Below are 19,057 nucleotides of genomic sequence, written 5' to 3' on the forward strand. Positions count from 1 at the left end.
CGGGTGGGCCGGACGATGTTTCGTTGGAAACAGTGGAAGCGGTTCCTTCAATTGCCCGTTTCAGGCGATCCAGTTCCTGGCCCCGCTCTTCTGCCTGCAGGATACCAAACAAAGCCAGCAAAAAGGTTTTGGCTTCTTCAAGTTTGCCGTATTCATCCGGATAAGCAGCAAGATAGTTTGCCCAGTAAGCCTTATCAGCTTCCGTTGGGCGAGTGCAGAAGCGGATAAAATCAGCATCTTCCAGTAATTCCTGCCTGGTCTTTTTTTCCATCATACGGGTGACTTGTACCTGTATGACGGAGTACCCCTGAAAATCTACCTGCTTTTTTTAGAAAAATTACAGTTGCAGTAAAAAGAACTGCAGCAGCAGCAGGGAAATGCCTCCTTTGGCCAGTTGGGGATATTGCTCCAGTGATGCTTTCAGCTGTTTCAGGCCGATCGACAAATAATTGTAAGTACTTTGTGCCGACCAGCCTGTTTCCTGTTGTATAGCAGTGGCTGACAGGCCCTTATAGTACTTTAGAAAAAGAGCTTTTTTGCAACGATCCGGAAGTTGCTGATAGGCTTTCTGCAATAGATCACGGATTTCATTCATCTGTTCTTTATCGATCAGGTTGGATTCTGGTGAGGGCATTAAGGTAAGCGGATGGTTCATCCAGTTATCGTGTAGCGAAAACCGGGCAGACTCCCGATAGAAATCAATAATTTTTCGTTTGTAGGAGGTAACGATGTAGGAGATGGGATTGGTGACCTTATCGAGCGCAATCTTCTTTTCATAAAAGGAAAGAAACAGTTCGTGGATCAGGTCTTTCTGAATGGCTTCATCGAGGCGGCGCATTCTACCTATTCCGAGTAGCTGATCATAGATCTCTTCGAAAATCCGGTAAAGTGGTTCGCAATCGTAGGGTGGCCTGAAATCCTCGTTCATGGCAGTTATTTTTGGTGTCCATCGGGTTATTAGCAGTAACCGTTCTTTGAATATATCAAGAACCTTTTAAAAAGCTTTATGCAATCGTTTGATCTAAAAACTATTGAATTAATCCTTCATTTTAGTAACCGATAAGCTCAGCCAATGAAACCATTTTTGTTTGCCGTAGTATGGCCGGTTGTATTTTTTTCTATGCAGGCCTGTACCACATCCGCCAGCCGGCGTCCGGAGCAGAAGAAGCAGCCATTGCCCAATATTATTTATATCTATGCCGATGATCTGGGCTATGGAGAACTGGGTTGTTATGGCCAGACAAAAATTAAAACGCCGCATCTCGACCAGATGGCAGCTGAAGGCATGCGTTTTACCCAACATTATACATCTACGCCGGTATGCGCTCCTGCGCGGGCCATGTTGTTGACAGGGTTACATGGGGGGCATTCCACCATTCGGGGAAATGTTGAATTAGGTGGATTTCCGGATTCAGCGGAACGCGGACAGGCGCCTTTGCATTCGAAGGCAGTAACGATCGCAGACCTGCTAAAGAAAAAAGGATACGGAACCGGAATTATCGGCAAATGGGGATTGGGTATGGCAAATACGGAGGGCTCGCCCAATTTGCATGGATTCGATTACAGTTATGGCTATCTCGACCAAAAGCAGGCACATAATTACTATCCCACGCATTTGTGGGAAAATGGAAGATGGGATAGTTTGCACCAGCCTTTTATTGATGTGCATCGCAGGCTTGATCCGGCAACGGCAACTGCCGCCGATTTCGATTATTTCAAAGGAACGACATATGCACCGGATAAAATGACGGAGAAAGCGGAGCAGTTTATCCGCAACCGGAAAGAGCAACCCTTTTTTTTATACCTGCCGTATACCATTCCGCATGCTTCCCTGCAGGTTCCGGATGCCTGGGTGGATATGTACCGGGGCCAGTTCAATGAGCAACCCTATTATGGCCAACAGGGCTATGCGGCCAGCAGGTATCCTTTGTCGACGTATGCGGGTATGATTAGTTACCTGGATGCACAGGTGGGAAAGATCATGGCCTTACTAAAGGAACTGGGTCTGGATGAAAACACTCTTTTATTTTTCAGCAGCGATAATGGTGCAACATTTAATGGCGGTGTGGATGCTGCTTTTTTCAATAGTGCGGCCGGTTTAAGGGGATTAAAAATGGATTTATACGAGGGAGGGATCCGGATGCCTTTTCTTGCCCGTTGGCCTGGTAAGATAAAAGCGGGTGAGGTCAGCGGATTGGTATCAGCGCAGTATGACCTAATGGCTACGCTGGCTGAATTGACGGGGGTGGAAGCACCTCCGAATGACGGGGTATCTTTTTTGCCAACCTTACTGGGAAAACCGGAGCGGCAGCCGACACGGGATTTTCTATATTTTGAATATCCGGAAAAAGGCGGGCAGCGGGCGATTCGGATGGGTAACTGGAAGGCGGTTAAAACTGGTTTGAAGAAGGATCCTTCTGCTCCCTGGCAATTATACGATTTATCGGAGGATCCTTATGAGACCAGGGATCTGTCTTTGCGGCACCCGGAAATACTCCGGCAGTTGGATGGAATAGTGGCGAAGGAATTGCGTTAGGTGGTTAGGTGTCAGACAGGTGTTAGAACATGTATCTGACACCTAACCGCTTTTCTTTTTTGACCGGGCTGCCGCGCATTGTTGCAGCCAGCTTTCAGCACCGGCGTCTAATGATCCAAAACGGTCGGGACGAAATACAGCGATCTCCTCCCCAGCCACACTCCCTGACAACAAAGCGGTCATCAATTGCCCTAACCCGCCAGATAAAGCGATCCCGGCCCCGCAATCCCCACCTGCAACGAACAGATTATCCAATCCCGAACAAGCACCTGCCGTAATACATGCATCCGGCGAATAGCCAGAAAACCCTGCCATATAGGACTTGATCCCCACATTGTATATTTCCGGATAAAACGGTTCCAACAAGTGAATTACGTCCGCCAGTTCAGAGAAACCTTTATCGGCACTGTATAAAAAATCATTCATCTGCATGGGCAATTTACCCGGCGCTACGGCTATTGATTGTTGCTCGCGAATTCCAAATAACAAACAATTCCCTTCCGGCCTTAGGTATGCATTGGCAGAGGGGATCAATACAATCGGCGCATCTTGCTGCAGGCCGCGAACTGGTTCTGTTATCCAGAACTGGCTTCGGACAGGAGCATATGGAATTGCTGCACCGAATTGTTCTAAGAGCTGATTGCTCCAGACGCCTGCTGCCAACACCACCTGTTCAGCACGGATGCGATCATCTCCTGTAAGAACTGCAGTTACCCGCCCATTTTTAACCACCAGTTCGGTTACCCGGGTAGACTGCCGGAATGCTACTCCATTTTTCCTTGCAGTCCTGGCAAAAAAACTTCCCAACCGATAGGGATCGCAATAGGCTTCTTCTGGAAAATAGCCGATTTCAAGCGCTGCATCCAGTTTTAGCCAGGGAGTTTTTTCCAGTAATTGATCCGATGTCCATTTTTGGTAGGGTTCATCAAACCGATCGGCTATTTTATACATGCTTTCTAGTGCGTTGAGCGAGGCTGCATCGGTGGCCACCTGTGCCAATCCCACTTTTTTTATATCGAGCGAATCATCGAGTGCTGTTTCAAGTACCGGGATGATCCGGGCTGTTTCTTTTGCTAGGGGGATCAGGGCCTGATTTGATCGCACTTTCGTAAGCAGAGCGGCCGCCCTGCTGGTAGCGCCATTATTCAGTTCGTTTTGTTCAAGCACCAGTACGTTTTGACCGGGATTAGCGGTTGAGTAATAATAGGCAATAGCGCACCCCCAGATTCCTCCACCAATAATTAGTAAATCAATTTTTTGTTCCATCTGCTATGCATTTAGTCGAATACCTTAGGTTGATTCGAAATAGCTACTGTTTACCTTCTTTTTTATGTACTAGTTGGCGATGGCAATGATACGCATTTTTCAGGTGTCAGATAGGTGTTAGAACATGTATCTGACACCTTTCCGTACCTTCCATCCGCCATGGAAAAACTCTTAACCTTTTTAAGAAAGCTGGGGCCATTATCAGCTGAAGCTACCGATGCAATCGCTGCGATCTCCCGCCCGGTAAACATTTCCAGATACAAAAATCTGCAGCAGATCGGACAAACCTGCCAAACTATTTATTTTCTGGAACAAGGTATTGCTCGCATTTATTACTATAAAAACGACATTGATATAACAGAAGGGTTCTATTTTGAGCAGAGTATTATTGTAAGAGCAGAAAGTCTTTTTACCGGAAAGCCAAGTCGTAAAGCAATTCAGGTGCTGGAAGATTCAGTGCTTACTGCCATTGATTCGTCCAAATTCTTTGCCCTGTTTAATACCTATCCGCCCATTGAACGGATCTTTCGAAAGATAATTGAAACTGCTTACGTCGAAACCATTAACCGAATGGAAAGTATCCAGTTTAATACTGCAGAAGAACGATACCAATCACTTATCAAGTCCAACCCGCATCTCCTTAAAAAAGTACCGCTCAAATACATCGCATCTTATCTTGGCATTACGCAGGTAAGCCTGAGCAGAATCCGTGCAAATCAGTAATTATTTATCATAAGATAAATTAAAGCCTGCCATCCCGGCTCATTTTTGCAGGGGATTAGTTCCCTGTTAAAAGATTCTACCCACCGAAGGAAGTCAAGCAGGAACATATCCCTAACAGAGCTCTAACGCTATCCTAACACCTGTCTGACGTCTATGAAGGAAAACTGGAAACAATTTACCCTGCTGGTAATCGTAAATGCCTTTGTTGGTGGGATGATCGGTCTTGAACGCTCCATTCTGCCCGCATTAGCGGAAAATATTTTTCATATTGCTGCAAAAACCGCCATACTTTCCTTTATCCTCGTATTTGGCCTGGTTAAAGCATTTGCTAATTATTTTACCGGTGCACTCGCTAATCAACTTGGTAGAAGAAACCTGTTAATTGCCGGATGGGCTATCGGTCTGCCCGTTCCCTTTCTCCTGATTTATGCACCGAACTGGAACTGGATTATTGCGGCAAATATTTTACTCGGTATCAACCAGGGCTTAACCTGGAGCAGTACCGTTGTGATGAAAATAGATCTGGTCGGTGAGAAAAACCGCGGATTAGCAATGGGTCTTAATGAATTTTCAGGGTATCTCGCCATTGCTCTGGTAGCGTTTCTTACCGGATGGCTTGCCGGAAACTATGGTATCCGTCCGGTTCCGTTTTATACAGGTATTTTCCTGGTCATCGCCGGCTTATTCACCAGTATTTTTCTTATCAGGGAAAGTTCTCCTCATATTCAAAAAGAAGTAGCTACCAGCAGGGTTCCGCTAAGAAAAAACCTTTTCAGGGAAACCACCTGGTCGGATCCTAATCTCGGTGCAGTAACCCAGGCGGGACTAATCAATAATCTTAATGATGGTATGGCATGGGGATTGTTTCCGCTCTTATTGGCTTCCAAAGGATTTGACATGGGTAAAATTGGGTTAATCATGGCCATTTACCCGGCTGTTTGGGGCATTGCACAATTATTTACCGGTTACCTGGCAGATCTGTACAGCAAGAAAAACATTCTTTACGCCGGAATGCTGGTGCAGGCTTTGGCACTATTTCTTTTTCCGTTGGCAGATACCCTGGTGGCGTTTATTGCATTATCTGTTCTATTGGGGCTTGGCACCGCGATGGTATACCCGAGTTTCCTGGCTACTATTGCTGATTATACCCACCCACATGATCGTGCGAAAAGTTTGGGCATATTCCGGTTCTGGCGTGATCTCGGGTATGCGATCGGAGCCCTTCTTACAGGTGTACTGGCTGATCGTTTTAGTATTGCCATTTCTATCTACGCAGTTGCGGGCCTCACCCTTTTTTCGGCATTACTGATCCTCTTCCGGATGACACGTCAGACAGGTGTTAGTACTTAACACCAACACCTGTCTGACGCCTAACATGAAACCTGCCCTTCAGCCGTATATCCGCAGAAGATGCACCAATCTGAACCGCAAAATCACCCGGCTCAACTACGGGCTTCAGGTCTCTGCCAATGATCAACAGGTCTGCTTCTGTAACCCGAAAGCTTATCCTGCGCTGTTCTCCGCCAGCAAGTTTTACCCGCTGAAACTGTTTCAGTTGCTTAATGGGCTGCACCACCGAAGCCAGCTCGTCCCGCAGGTATAGTTGTACAACTTCCTCGCCGGCAATATTGCTGGTGTTCTGGAGACTAAAACTGATTTCGAACAACAACTCGCCTATCGGCTTCACCACCAAATCACTGTATTGAAAATTGCTATAGCTCAACCCATATCCGAAGGAATAAAGCGGCGTTGCTGAAAGTTCTACATAATCATGCCCCCTGGGGTTTTTCTTGTTGTAATACACCGGAATCTGACCCACCTCCCGCGGAACGGAAATAGGCAGTTTGCCAGAGGGGTTTACAGCACCGGTCAGAATATCAGCCAGTGCATTTCCACCTTCCTGTCCCGGGTACCAGGCACAAAGCAGGGCATCTGCCTCAGCAGCGGCCCAATTCATTTCCAGTGGTCTTCCCTGGATATACACCACTACCAGGGGTGTTCCCGTAGCTTTGATGGCTTTCAGCAAATCCAGCTGTTTTCCCAATAACTGAAGCGTGGCACGATCAAACCCTTCTCCACTTTCCATATCCTGCACCGATTTAGTATCTGTAACAGCGGCACCGGTTTCGATATAGGTGGTTTTAAAATCACGGGCACTTGAGCCGCCCACCACCACAATGGCCACTTCTGCGTTTTTTGCAGCCCGCACTGCAGCCGCTAATTCAGTGGTAGTGCTATCACGAATGGCCACTCCTTTTACATAACTTACTTCTGCCTGTGGAAATGCCTGTTTGATTCCCATATAGGGAGTGCTGATCAGTCCATCTTCCTGCGGGGCAGTATAATCGCCTAACTGATTGTAGGGTGTATGCGCATTTGGACCCAATACAGCTATTCGCTTAAGCGTAGCCGGTAGTGGAAGCAACTGCTGTTTATTTTCTAACAGGACAATAGACTGCTGCGCCAGCTCGCGGGCAATAGCCTTGCTTTCGGCAGTTCTTACCTCCGCTTTTGCTTTAGCGGGATCTGCATAAGGCTGTTCAAATAAACCCATTTCAAATTTCAGCCGAAGAATTCTTGCCACCGCATCATCCAGTTGGCGAATACTTATTTTTCCTTCCTGCACCGATTGTTTTAAGGCGGCAAATCCACTTGCTCCCAGGTCCATGTCCACGCCGGCTTTGAGAGCCATTTCGCCCGATTCTTTCCGGTCTTTCGCCACCCGGTGACTTCCACTTAAACCATCAATGCTAAACAGATCAGATACGACAAAACCTTTGAAGCCCCATTGGTTTTTCAATACGTGCTTATAAAGATATTCATTGGCTGTACAGGGAATTCCATCAATAGAATTATATGCTGTCATAATAGAAAGGGCACCCGCTTCCACCGCTTTTTTAAAGGGAGGAAGAAAATTTTCATGCAGCTCACGCTGGCCAATTAAAGTGGTATTTCCGTTATGGCCTCCTTCAGGAATACCGTAGGCAATGAAATGTTTGAGCGTAGAAATCACACTGTAGGGTTTGTTCAGCACACCTCCGCCTCCACCTCTTACAGCTGCAGCACCAATGGCAGCAGTGAGTACAGGATCTTCGCCAAAACTTTCTTCCACTCTCGACCACCGGGGATCGCGCGACAAATCCATGACCGGTCCATAACTGATATGTGCACCCTGAAGGCGTATTTCTTTTGCCATAACACCGGCCGCTTTTTCAACCAGGGCAGGGTTCCAGGTGGATGCCATACCGATACCCGTAGGAAAAACTGTAGTGCCAATAGCCATATGCCCGTGTGGCGACTCTTCCGCCAGGAAAACAGGAATTCCCAGTCGGGTTTTTTCCATCACATATTTTTGCAGGGCATTACCGGCAGCTGCAGCCAGTTCGGGATTAAGCCCCGTTTCCAATGTTTTTTTGGTCCAGGGGTCGGCCCGGTAAACACCCCAGAATGCGCCCACATACTGGCTATCAATAAGTTTTTTGAAAGCGGTTGAATAAGTAACGGAATTGCCTTTTTTTTCCCACATCTCCCAACCCATGGGGCATACTAATTGCCCTACTTTCTCGTCCAGGGTCATTCGTTTCAGCAGATCAGCAGTTCGCTCAGCGGCGCTAAGTTTCGGGTTTTTATAAGCAGGGCTAATCTGTGCAAGGGCTACCGCCTGTGAAAGTGCGATAACGGCAATACCGGAAATAAAATGTTGAATACGCATGATTAAATCCCGAAGTTAGTCTTTATGCGCAATTCCCTACCGGTTTCGCATTATTCTATATATTCATTACCGTTTTACCAAAAGGAGCAGGATGAAAACTTTAGCAGGAAAACTGGCTGTTATCAGCGTCGTATTATTTTTTGCAATATCCGCAGAGGCCCAATACATCCGGGAGCTCATCAATATGAACCGCTTGGATCAACTGGCTGTTTATGCGCCCGGTTCCGTAGCCGGGCAGTTATCGAGTTACGATACAACGGGCGGAAATGATGATGGTTTTTCCGGACGATACTCTTTCAAAGGAATGGAAGACGGCAAACAACGCATCGGTTTTCTGGAGGGGCCGGGTATCATTCAACGCATCTGGACACCCACGCCTACGGAAGACACCATTCAATTCTATTTTGACGGTGAATCTACCCCGCGTATTGAAACCCCTTTCATAGACCTGTTCTCCGGTAAAAAATTCCCGTTTATAAAACCCGTGGTCGGTAATGAAGTAGGTGGCTATTACTGTTATCTCCCGATTCCTTATAAAAAATCCTGCAAGATCTTATTCAAAGGAAAAATGCAGTTTTTCCAGCTCCAATACATTCAAACTGGCCAGGATCGGGTTAACGGGTCTTTCTCTCCTCAATTTACCGCAGCGGAAAAACAGGCACTGGAGCAAGTGGCGGAAAGCTGGGCAAATTTTACCGGAAGTCTCCGGTCTGCGTTGCCGGGTAGGGCGATACCAACAAAACGAATAAACAAACGAATTCTTCTTAAACCAGGCACTACTTCAAGGATCTTTGAGGCCCATACAGGGGGGCGGATCCTGGCCATCCGTTTATCGCCCAAAGCGCTTCTGAATGCAGGGTATAAAGATATCCTGCTGAAAGCCTCCTGGGATGGAGAACAGGTAGCGGCTATAAACTGTCCGCTTATTGATTTTTTTGGGTATGCTTTTGGGCGGCCCTCCATGAAAGCGCTGCCCTTAGGCGTTGATAACGGGCTGCATTACTGTCGGCTGCCGATGCCTTATGACAAATCCGCCACGATTGAACTACAATATTTGATGCAGGAAGGACAGGAGGCGGGAGAAATTCCTTTAGACCTGGAAATTGAGTATGCTGAGAATAAGCGCTTGCCAAATGAAGGCAAATTTTATGCGGTATGGAACCGGGAAAAGGATCCGGCACAGGGTAAACCTTTTCAATTCCTGCAATTCAGGGGAAGGGGTCATTATATCGGCAGCATTTTACAGGCGCAGGGCCTGGATCAGGGAATGACGGTTTTTTTTGAAGGCGATGATCGCACGTATATTGACGGAAATCTGGCCATCCATGGCACGGGGTCAGAAGATTATTTCAACGGGGGCTGGTACGCATTACCCGATCGGTGGGATCAGGCGTTTAGTTTACCTACCCATGGATGCCTGGATTATTCGATTCCTTTGGCAAGGACGGGTGGGTATCGATTTTATATAACCGATAAACTCTCATTTCAGAAGGATTTTCTGATGACGATAGAACATGGACCGGAGAATAATGCTATACCGGTAGATTATGTATCGGTGGCATTATTTTACGCAGATCGTCCGCCGGTATCCAATGCCGCGCCACCTGCAGCCATGTTAAGCCAGCTGGTATCTCCCCGCACCAATGTATATTGGCTGGATTTATTACCCGTGGAGGCCATGAGTACAACGGCCAGTGTTTCTCGGGTATTTGTAAAAGACGAGCTGTCTGGAAATGAGTACAATGTTTATAAACTGGAGGGCGGGGACCATGCATTTGCCAAGTTCAGGCTGGATATTGCCGAAGCCGGGCACTACAAGTTATATGTCTCCTATTTTAAAGGGCCTGGATCCGGAACATTTGATCTGAATCAGCGGCAGGTTCCGGTAAAGCGGGGAATTGATGCCTATGCGCCGGGGCTGCAGTTCGTTGAAAAAGCGTTTATGGGCAACTTATACATTGAAAAAGGGAGCAATACCATTACGTTGGTAATAAAAGATAAACCAGCAGCTGCTGAACGGAATACGGTATTACTGCAAGGTTTTATGCTGGAAAAGTAGACGTCAGACAGGTGTTAGAACAAGGTTCTAACACCTGTCTGACGTCTACAACGGCCGGGTAATTTTTTTAACCATTGAATCCAGCACCTGGTCCTGATTGTTTTTCAATTTGAGGTAGCGGTGTAAGCCGCCTGGTTTTTCCTCAAACAAGGTATTACCCAGCGAGTCTACAGTAATTTTACCGGCAGGAGATTCCTCAAAATAAGCCAGCTCAGGCTCCACCGCATGCAGTACCGAGGTCAGATCCCAGGTAGGCCGGTCATAAGGCATCGGCTGATAAATTTTATAGGACAGCACCAGGGGATTAGTAGCCGCCTGCTCAAAATCAGTATTGATACTGGTAGCCGGGTACAGCAGTTTGGTTCCCACTTCATATCCACTTGCAATGACAGGAACCGGACAGCGCGAAAAAACCAGCTGCGCCGCTTTCAGATCCTGCACAATATTCCATTCCGGAAAATCATATTCCTTAGTATATAAACCACCCATTACTGCCACCGATTTCACTTTTTGTTGAACCAGTTCTACCCCCGGTAAAGAACTGAACTCATCCGGCTTCGATTCCAATAAACGCGCTAAATTGGTTTCAGGCCCTACCACCACCAGCACAACAGAACCATCTTTCTGGGCCGCCAGCAATTTCCGCATCAGCAAATGGCCCTCCGGAATAGAAGCATCCAGTTTACGCTGCGGAACTAAAACCGGTTTCCCATTCACCAGCGTATCAAGTGTAGCCGGAACATAAACATTCGGTTCGGGATTTACCCCATTGTACGCAAAACCCAGCGGAATTCCAGCCCTGTTTTGTTGTCTTGCATATGCATCAATGTATTCCACCACACGAGGGTAGGATTTACTGATCGTTATTCCCAGTAAGTTAATTTTTTGCTCGGCTTCATACTGAAATAAAAGCTGTAAGGCCAGCACATCATCTATATCATTGCCGATATCTGTATCAAAAATTACCGGAACAGGCTCCTGAACCGGCACAACACTATTAGTACAATGAATTGCCGGTATAGCAAGCAACAACAGCAGTAAACTCTTTATTAATGGCATGGTCATTTATTGTTGAATGGTTGAATACATAAGACTGGTATCAGCCTGCAAATCCTGAAACGCTTCCTTCGGTACAGCAAATCTATCCGGTTGCTTATCTACCCCTATTTGTCCCAATATCGTATAACCGCCATTACTATAAGAGCTATTTGCAAACCGAAGTGATGGCTGGTTTCCTGCAGGATCCACCACGGACAGCGCCAGTAAGTACTTACCAGCCGCCAGTTGCTCTACCTTCCAGCTCGATTTAATTTCCACTTCAGGCGCTGCACTACGATATACTGCCTGCGTGGAATCCCAATCGTCTCCGGGCATCCAGTTTCGGATATCAATACCTGTTAGTTGCTGGCTCCACACCGGTTTTTTGGTCTCCGGATCAAGCAGGAATAGCCGTACCGGCCAATTATAATAAAAGGGAGAGGATCCTTTATTAACGACACTGAAACCAATGGTAGCTTGCTTCCCGTTTTCCACTTTAACAGGATAACGGGCATGCCTGATAACAAACCGATAGCCCATTGCCTGTTGCAGGGAATCCGCTACCCGCATAAAGGCTGTATCCTTAAAATTTGCCCAGGTAATACCTCCCAAATGATTGGCATGAAGATTCCTGATCTGGTGCATCGTAAGGGTATACGTTGCAGGATCTTTCACCACTTCCTCAAAGGATTTGAACTTTTGTAAGCTGCCCCAGTTCCAGGTTATTTCACCGCCAATGGGCTGCGTTCTCCAACGATCTTTCAGCTTTCTCATTTCCTCATAGCCCCGTTTTTCTTCTTCTCGCTGCGACCAGGAATCCCAATAAAGTCCAAATTCATAGTCCTTAAATTCATAAGCATACCGAACCATTACTTTTTTGTTCGGGAAAGCTGCTTTAAATGCATCACCCAGAACTTTCTCCAATCCGGGTACCCAGGTTCTATTCACCACATGTTCGGGTTCATCGTGTGGCGGCCAATAGGTAGATAGATCCGGGTCATGGTGTTCTCCCCATTCGCCAACAATGCCCATTTCAACATATGCTACCCGGGCATCCTGGTCCCAGGCTTCGCCCAGTTTTTTAACCAGTTGCTGTACTCTTGCTGGAAAATCGGGATGAAAATAGCCACCGGTTATAGGTGTATTTTTATCAGCCGGGTCTACCATGGCACCCACCGATCCGGGTAGTTGTTTATACGGTCCCTTTTCTTCCGGTATTCCCTTTGGCCAGTGGGTACCACTGAGATCATCCGGGTTATCCGGATTCTTTTTCTTTCCGCCATGCCAGGGTTCTACCCATACCAGGTAAACACGCGGAATAACTTTCATATTCATAGCTTCTACCCCTTTCCAACGATGATTGCTGTAAGCTATGATCTTTTCCACTCCATCTGAAGGGTCATCTTCCAGCATATTCCATTGCATGTATTCTTTAATCATGGATCCATACGGGTAGGGATAGCCGTCTCTTTTTTTATCGACCCCTGGCTGAAAAAATTCCCGGAATCCTTTCATCGGGTTCCGAAAAGCAAATGGATACTCGTCCAACTGCACCAGAACCTCCCCGTTCTTCACCTGGTAATGATCGTCAACCGAATGCCTTTCCTGGCAGGAAACAAGCAATAGCAGGACTACAATCCATACCCCGGGAGCCTGGAAGTTTTTTTGCCTGTTGGTCATTGCTTGCTGTATTTTAAGGTTCGGTCGGTCAGCATGTCTTTAAAGTCTGTTTCCGGTATTTCATAATTCGGTAACTCTTTGCCGATACCAATATACCCCAGCGGATGACGTCCTCCTGTAAAATAGTTAAGCATGGCAAAGCGAAGCGATGGTTGCATACCGGCGGGGTCCAATACCGAAATAGAAAGCACGTATTCCTCTTCGGTAAGGTCCGTATCGAGCGTCAGGGATTCTGAAATACTGTATTCCGGAGCGGGAAGCTGGTAGGCATTGGCTGCTTTGTCCCAATTATCACCCGGCATCCATTCTGAAATTTTCACGCTTGACAGTGTTTTTCCCCATACTTTCTTTTTGGTTCTTTTATTCAACAACGCAATTTCCACCGGCCAGTCGTAATAGAACGGAGAAGACCCATTATTCTTTACTTTAAAAGAAACCGTAAAAGGCTGCCCCTTCCGGATGGAGGCAGGGTAATTAAACTCGGATATGACAAAATTATATCCCATTGTTTTTTGCAGGAGCTCAGCATGCGGACGAAAATCGCGGTTATTAAAATCGGCCCAGGTAATACCACCGAGGTGATTGTTATGAAGATTTCTGATCTGTTCAATCACCACCGACCGGGTGGCATCGTCCTTCACCACTTCTTCAAAGGATTTAAATTTAGATAAGCCACCCCAGTTCCAGGTTATTTCTCCGCCAATAGGTTGTGTTTTCCAACGGTCGCCCAGTTTTTTCATTTCATTGTATCCCCTGTCCTGCTCTTCGGGCTGCGACCAGGAATCCCAGTAAACCCCAAACTCATAGTCGTTGAATTCATAGGCATACCGAACCATCACTTTTTTATTTTTGAATGCACTTGTAAAGGCATCTCCCAGGGTCTTTTCCATACCAGGAATCCAGGTACGGTTGGCAACATGTTCCGGCTCATCGTGCGGATCCCAGTAAGTGGTGATATTAGGATCGTGCTGCTCTCCCCATTCGCCGATGATGCCCATTTCCACATAAGCAACACGGGGATCATTATCCCAGGCTTCTCCCGCTTTCGCAACCAATGCTTTTACCCGATCCTGGAAGGTAGGATGAAAATAGCCCCCTGTTATTGGTTGCGATGGATCAGCAGGCCGTACCTGCCCGGGGATATCGGAAGGCCAATGCCATCCGTTTAAATCATCGGGATGAGAGGTATAGGTATTTTTTGCTACCCCGCCATGCCAGGGTTCCATCCACACGATATAGATCCTTGGAATTACCTTCATATTCATATCCTCCACGCCCTGCCACCGATGATTGGAATAGGCAATAATTTTTTCCACCCCGTCTCCGGCATTATCCTCCAGCATATTCCATTGCATATATTCTTTAATCAGGGAGCCATAAGGATAGGGATATTCGGAGCGCCTGGGATCAATACCTGCACCAATAAACTCACGAAAGCCTTTCATCGGATTTCGAATAGCGCCGGTAAATTCAACCGGCCGCACTTTCACAATACCATCTTCTACACTAAGACTGGGCAGGGTTGAACCCGGCGGAAATTTTTCCGGTCCTAATTTGCTGCAGCCCAGGATTAAGCTGGCATGTGTTATAACTGCGAAAACTGTTTTCACCCGGTTATACAAATTCATACAGATAATTTTAATTGATTAATACCCTGGATTATTTTCAGTAATGGCATCATTGGCATCCAGGGCATTTTGCGGAATAGGATACAGAGCATGGTGGTCCTGAATGGTAATTCCCATCCGGTCGGCGAGGTAAGTTTTAAGTTTTCCAAACCGGATCAGATCAAAGCGACGCAGGTGTTCAAAACATAGTTCATGTAACCGCTCCTGTAAAACCCGTTCTGCAAACTGCTCCTGCGACAGGTTTTCGCCGGCAAGAATTTCGGGTATGCCGGCCCTTCTTCGAACCTGGTTCAGCGCCTCGTATTTGGCATTTCCCTGATCGCCCGTAGCATTAAGCGCTTCTGCTTTCATCAATAATACATCGGCATACCGCATCAGGATAAAGTTCAGGTTATCATCTTCAATCACATTCCCGTGTTCCGGATCCCAAAATTTATTATTGGTAGCAGGCGATTGTGTTACGCCCATATATTCAGGAAGGAAAAAAGCCTGCTTTCTTTTATCTCCTGCTTCGTAGCTGTTATACACATAATTTGTTGGACCAAAACCGCCCCATCCGCCAAAATTAGTGGGGCCGCCCACACCGCGTGGCCCCCAGTAACTGTGTTGAATACTACCTTCCAGTCCCCAGGAACCGGAATGCCTGAACTGAACTTCAAAAATATTCTCGTATTCAGCATTCTTGTTTTTAGGGTGGAATATGTCTTTCAGATTCGCATAGAGTTGAAATTTGCCATCCAGCTTATTAAGATAGTCCAGCGCCTGCTGCGGTTTCTTCCACTGTAGGTAAATACGTCCTAAAAAAGCCTGTGCCGCATATTTTGTAGCGCGGCCTTTGTCGGCTGCGTTGGTCCAGGTTTCAGGAAGTACTACTTCGGCATCTTTCATATCCTGGGTAATTACTTCATATACCTGGTCCATTGTTGCGCGGGGTTTCATAATTTCTTCATCAATCGATGATTTTACCCAAAGTGGCACACCACCGTACATTCTGACCAGGTCAAAATAATAAATAGCCCGGAGAAATTTGGCCTGTGCAATCATCAGCTGCCGGGTAGCTTCGTTTACAACTCCTTCCGGCATATCTATAACTGCATTGCTACGTTTTACCCCTTCGTAGCAAACCCTGTAATGGTCCTGGAAAAAAGGATGCTGGGCATTAAAGGTGTACATTTTTAGTTCGGAATAAGCTGCCCAACCCAAGTCATAGGGTTCTACTTCATCGGTACCAAATTCACCCAGGGTAATAGTATATTTTCCTACAAATACCCGTTGCATGGCGGCATAGGCAGCGTTCAGCGTTTTCTGCCATTCTTCGGGTGTGGTGTAGGCATTTTCAGGTGTTTGAATACTTCTTGGATGTTCAGTCAGGAATTTTTCACAACCCGTCAGTAACAAGGTTGATAAACAAAGAAGAACAGTTATTTTTTTCATGACTTCTTAATTAAAAATTGATAGATAAACCGGCAATAAAACTGCGGGCATTCGGATAGGGATTGGTGTTATCGCTTGATTCCACGTCGAACCCGGTAAAACGGGTCCAGGTTACCGCATTTTGAACAGATGCGTATACCCGCATTCCGCTGGAGCTGATTTTGCGAACAAAACTACTGGCCGGAAACTGGTAGGCCAGTTCAATATTCCGCAGGCGCAGGTAATCGCCTTTTTGAAAATTAGCATTCGTACCATCGCCATTGCTATAGGGGCTGCCTATGCGCGGAGCCGGGTAGCGGTTACTCGGACGAGCGGGTGTCCAATACCCATTATAATATTCCTCGCTCATATTTCCCCAGGTATTAAAAGAGTTCAGGTACCGGTTTAATGAATTGTTGATGAGGTGCCCGCCTGCGTAGGTGAAAAAGGCAATCAGTTCAACTCCCTTGTACCGGAAGGTATTGGTGAAGCTGCCATAATACTTAGGCACGCTGATACCGGAAAATGCCCGGTCATCACCATTGATTACGCCATCATTGTTCAGGTCTTTTACTTTCCTATCGCCTGGCTGTGCGTTGTAAACAGCCGCTTTTGCCAGTTCATCTGCCTGCCATATTCCATCTGCCTGCAGGGTATAATAGGTGCTCATATGCCGCCCTACAAAAAGAGCCTTATTAACATCTGTTTTTCCATTGTAGAGCTCGGCAATTTTATTGTCGTTGAAAGAAAAGTTACCCGAGGTTCTCCAGGAAAAATGCTTCGTATTTATATTAATAGTGGTGAGGCTGAATTCAATGCCTTTATTATTGATCTGCCCGATATTGGTTAATGAATTATCAAACCCCGATTCGGTGGGCAATGGAACCAGCCATAACAGATCGGTTGTTTTTTTATAATAAACATCTATTGTACCAGCGATCCGGTTTTTGAGCATGCCGAAATCCAATCCAAGATCCAGCTGGTTCGCTTTTTCCCAGGTCAGGTTCGGATTGCTGATGGTATTCTGAACAGAACCGGTGGCGAGGTTTCCGCCAAATACATAATCAGACCACTCCCCTCCCTGGCTGATGGTTGCGGCATAGGCATAGTCTCCGATATTCTGATTTCCCAAGCGGCCAATGCTGGCGCGCAGTTTCAGCTCACTGAATAAATCCTGTTCTTCCATAAATGCTTCCTTACTGATTCTCCAGGCAATGGCAGCAGAGGGAAAAAATCCCCATTGTTTACCCGGCGCAAAACGAGAGGATCCGTCCTGCCGCATGGTAACCGTAAAAAGATAACGATCGTCCAAATTATAATTCAACCGGCCATAAAAGGAAGTAAGCGTTGACGCAGAAGCATAGGAGCCATTGGGGCCATGATTTTGAGCACCACCCAGGTTATCGTATCCTAATACGGGAGAAAGATTTTTGGAATCGGCGGTGGTGCTTTCGTAGGTATACTTGGATGCAGAGAATCCGCCTAAGATCGTAAACCGGTGAATACTATTCACATCAAACATATAGGTGGCGGTATTTTCCGATTGCATATACCTTTTTTTACCATTGAATTTTACGGCATGTCCCCCATCGGGATAGTGTTGCCCCATCCGCCCGTCTTCATAAGAATTCACATTAAAGAACTCGAGTTCACCGCCGTTATCTGACCGGATTTTCAAACCTTTTACCGGTTCAATTTCGAAGTAAACAGAGCCCACTGCCCGGCTTTTTTTAGTTACTTTATCGAGCAGGTCTACGATGGCCACCGGGTTAGCCTTGGTGTTCAGGAAACCGTCAAAATAATCGCCGTTATCGAGGTAAACGGGAGCGGTCGGTTGTGAACTGATTGCACTGAACATGGTACCATAACCGGAATCATCTTCTTCGTTGATGTTTTTTAATGCAGACTCTATAATATTAAAACGCAATCCTGTTTTAAGCCAGCTATTCGTTTGTGCATCCATGTTGTACCGGAGGGTAAGTTTCCGGAAAGAAGAGTTTTTAATTGTACCCTGTTGATCGTAGAAATCTGCTCCCAGGAAATGTTTTACCGTTTCGCTACCGCCTGAAATACCCAGGTTATAATTGGAATATTTACCGTCCTGCGTAATAGCATCCTGCCAGTCGGTAGACAGGCCACGGCTGAGGTAACGAAGTTCTTCTGAGGTCCAGCTATAATCAGGAATAGCCCTTGATGCAAGTTGATAATATTGCTGGGCATTCATCAGTTTTTGTTTGTTCATCATTTTCTGGAAACCGCCGTTCAGGTTAAGGGTGATACGACTTTTTCCTTTAGACCCCTGTCGCGTAGTAACCAGGATAACCCCATTAGAGCCGCGAGAGCCATAAATAGCGGCGGAAGAAGCGTCCTTTAATACTTCAATAGATTGTATATCACCGGGTGAGAGATCCTGCAAACCACCTTCTACCGGAATTCCATCCACTACATAAAGCGGGCTATTTCCGGCACGCAACGAACCAGAGCCCCGGATCACTACAGAAGCATCGCCCCCGGGTTTAACAGAGCCGGTTGTTACAAAAACACCGGCCGCCAGGCCTTGTAATGCGCTGGTAGCAGTACCCACTTTGGCATTTTTTAATTCATCGGCCTTAATGGTGGCTACAGACCCCGTAAGATCAGATTTTTTTGTAGCACCGTATCCTACCACCACCACATCATCCAGGTTAACAGCCGATGGTTGCAATGCAATGCTCAGGCTGGTTTCTGCTGCTATGGTAATAGTGCGGCTGATCATACCGGTATAACTAACCTGTATAACCTCACCACGGTTTAGAGTGACCGAAAACCTGCCGGAAGAGTCGGTGGTAGTAAGCGCCTGGCCATTTTTTAATGAAATGGTAGCCCCTGCCAACGGCAAAAGACTGGCATCTGTAACAAGTCCGCTGATCCTGTTCTGTGCCCATATGGCCGCTGAGAATAGCAAAGCCAGGACAAGCATCGTTAGTTGTTTGTACATTTTATAGAATTAATGAGATGGGAAA

The 19,057-nt window shown here is 46.6% G+C and carries 12 protein-coding genes and 1 pseudogene; 4 read left to right on the forward strand and 9 right to left on the reverse strand.

The annotated features are described in order from the left end of the window. Positions 1 to 274 (reverse strand): annotated as a pseudogene (locus A1D16_RS00230) (hypothetical protein); the annotation flags it as partial. Positions 275 to 337: 63 nt separating this feature from the next. Continuing rightward, positions 338 to 928: a sigma-70 family RNA polymerase sigma factor gene (locus tag A1D16_RS00235; RefSeq protein WP_290706544.1), complete on the reverse strand. Its 591-nt coding sequence runs from the start codon at positions 926 to 928 to the stop codon at positions 338 to 340. A 144-nt stretch (positions 929 to 1,072) separates the two neighbouring features. Between A1D16_RS00235 and A1D16_RS00240 the strand changes: the two genes are divergently transcribed. Continuing rightward, positions 1,073 to 2,536, forward strand: coding sequence for an arylsulfatase (locus A1D16_RS00240; RefSeq protein WP_290706546.1), 1,464 nt, complete (start codon positions 1,073 to 1,075; stop codon positions 2,534 to 2,536). 42 nt (positions 2,537 to 2,578) lie between these two features. Here the strand turns inward: A1D16_RS00240 and A1D16_RS00245 are convergent, their stop codons facing one another. Beyond that, positions 2,579 to 3,802 (reverse strand): FAD-dependent oxidoreductase, encoded by a 1,224-nt coding sequence (locus A1D16_RS00245; protein WP_290706548.1) that lies wholly within the window; start codon positions 3,800 to 3,802, stop codon positions 2,579 to 2,581. 159 nt (positions 3,803 to 3,961) lie between these two features. Between A1D16_RS00245 and A1D16_RS00250 the strand changes: the two genes are divergently transcribed. Next, on the forward strand, positions 3,962 to 4,525 hold the full coding sequence (locus A1D16_RS00250) for a Crp/Fnr family transcriptional regulator (protein ID WP_290706550.1): 564 nt from the start codon (positions 3,962 to 3,964) through the stop codon (positions 4,523 to 4,525). A 153-nt stretch (positions 4,526 to 4,678) separates the two neighbouring features. Further along, a complete protein-coding gene (locus A1D16_RS00255) occupies positions 4,679 to 5,875 on the forward strand; it encodes an MFS transporter (protein WP_290706552.1) in 1,197 nt (398 codons plus the stop codon). Here A1D16_RS00255 and A1D16_RS00260 read toward each other — a convergent pair. After that, positions 5,865 to 8,237, reverse strand: coding sequence for a glycoside hydrolase family 3 N-terminal domain-containing protein (locus tag A1D16_RS00260; RefSeq protein WP_290706554.1), 2,373 nt, complete (start codon positions 8,235 to 8,237; stop codon positions 5,865 to 5,867). The two genes, A1D16_RS00255 and A1D16_RS00260, sit on opposite strands and share 11 nt — an antisense overlap. Positions 8,238 to 8,328: 91 nt before the next feature. Here A1D16_RS00260 and A1D16_RS00265 point away from each other — a divergent pair, with 91 nt between their 5' ends. After that, positions 8,329 to 10,296: a glycoside hydrolase family 172 protein gene (locus A1D16_RS00265; protein ID WP_290706557.1), complete on the forward strand. Its 1,968-nt coding sequence runs from the start codon at positions 8,329 to 8,331 to the stop codon at positions 10,294 to 10,296. Positions 10,297 to 10,341: 45 nt separating this feature from the next. On the opposite strand, the gene A1D16_RS00270 is transcribed toward A1D16_RS00265, so the two are convergent. The 5 genes from A1D16_RS00270 to A1D16_RS00290 are packed head-to-tail and all read right to left on the reverse strand — an operon-like array spanning position 10,342 to position 19,032. Then, the gene (locus tag A1D16_RS00270; RefSeq protein ID WP_290706560.1) at positions 10,342 to 11,355 is read right to left on the reverse strand and encodes a nucleoside hydrolase; all 1,014 of its coding nucleotides are present in this window, start codon (positions 11,353 to 11,355) and stop codon (positions 10,342 to 10,344) included. Positions 11,356 to 11,361: 6 nt separating this feature from the next. Further along, complete coding sequence (locus A1D16_RS00275) at positions 11,362 to 13,014, reverse strand: DUF4832 domain-containing protein (RefSeq protein WP_290706562.1); 1,653 nt, start codon at positions 13,012 to 13,014, stop codon at positions 11,362 to 11,364. Beyond that, positions 13,011 to 14,642, reverse strand: a complete 1,632-nt coding sequence (locus A1D16_RS00280; protein ID WP_290706564.1) for a DUF4832 domain-containing protein — start codon at positions 14,640 to 14,642, stop codon at positions 13,011 to 13,013. The genes A1D16_RS00275 and A1D16_RS00280 overlap by 4 nt, the downstream gene beginning before the upstream one ends. 18 nt (positions 14,643 to 14,660) lie before the next feature. Next, complete coding sequence (locus A1D16_RS00285; protein ID WP_290706565.1) at positions 14,661 to 16,076, reverse strand: RagB/SusD family nutrient uptake outer membrane protein; 1,416 nt, start codon at positions 16,074 to 16,076, stop codon at positions 14,661 to 14,663. Between the two features lie 10 nt (positions 16,077 to 16,086). Beyond that, positions 16,087 to 19,032, reverse strand: coding sequence for a TonB-dependent receptor (locus A1D16_RS00290; protein WP_290706567.1), 2,946 nt, complete (start codon positions 19,030 to 19,032; stop codon positions 16,087 to 16,089). Positions 19,033 to 19,057 lie beyond the last annotated feature (25 nt).

Origin of the sequence: Flavihumibacter sp. CACIAM 22H1, assembly GCF_001601815.1 — a bacterium.
Lineage (GTDB): Bacteria > Bacteroidota > Bacteroidia > Chitinophagales > Chitinophagaceae > Flavihumibacter.

Bases quoted from the DNA above. Each gene is read 5' to 3' on its own strand.
- A1D16_RS00275 (WP_290706562.1), bottom strand. From the start codon at position 13,014: ATGACCAACAGGCAAAAAAACTTCCAGGCTCCCGGGGTATGGATTGTA.
- A1D16_RS00280 (WP_290706564.1), bottom strand. From the start codon at position 14,642: ATGAATTTGTATAACCGGGTGAAAACAGTTTTCGCAGTTATAACACAT.
- A1D16_RS00260 (WP_290706554.1), bottom strand. From the start codon at position 8,237: ATGCGTATTCAACATTTTATTTCCGGTATTGCCGTTATCGCACTTTCA.
- A1D16_RS00290 (WP_290706567.1), bottom strand. From the start codon at position 19,032: ATGTACAAACAACTAACGATGCTTGTCCTGGCTTTGCTATTCTCAGCG.
- A1D16_RS00255 (WP_290706552.1), top strand. From the start codon at position 4,679: ATGAAGGAAAACTGGAAACAATTTACCCTGCTGGTAATCGTAAATGCC.
- A1D16_RS00245 (WP_290706548.1), bottom strand. From the start codon at position 3,802: ATGGAACAAAAAATTGATTTACTAATTATTGGTGGAGGAATCTGGGGG.
- A1D16_RS00270 (WP_290706560.1), bottom strand. From the start codon at position 11,355: ATGCCATTAATAAAGAGTTTACTGCTGTTGTTGCTTGCTATACCGGCA.
- A1D16_RS00250 (WP_290706550.1), top strand. From the start codon at position 3,962: ATGGAAAAACTCTTAACCTTTTTAAGAAAGCTGGGGCCATTATCAGCT.
- A1D16_RS00285 (WP_290706565.1), bottom strand. From the start codon at position 16,076: ATGAAAAAAATAACTGTTCTTCTTTGTTTATCAACCTTGTTACTGACG.
- A1D16_RS00240 (WP_290706546.1), top strand. From the start codon at position 1,073: ATGAAACCATTTTTGTTTGCCGTAGTATGGCCGGTTGTATTTTTTTCT.
- A1D16_RS00265 (WP_290706557.1), top strand. From the start codon at position 8,329: ATGAAAACTTTAGCAGGAAAACTGGCTGTTATCAGCGTCGTATTATTT.
- A1D16_RS00235 (WP_290706544.1), bottom strand. From the start codon at position 928: ATGAACGAGGATTTCAGGCCACCCTACGATTGCGAACCACTTTACCGG.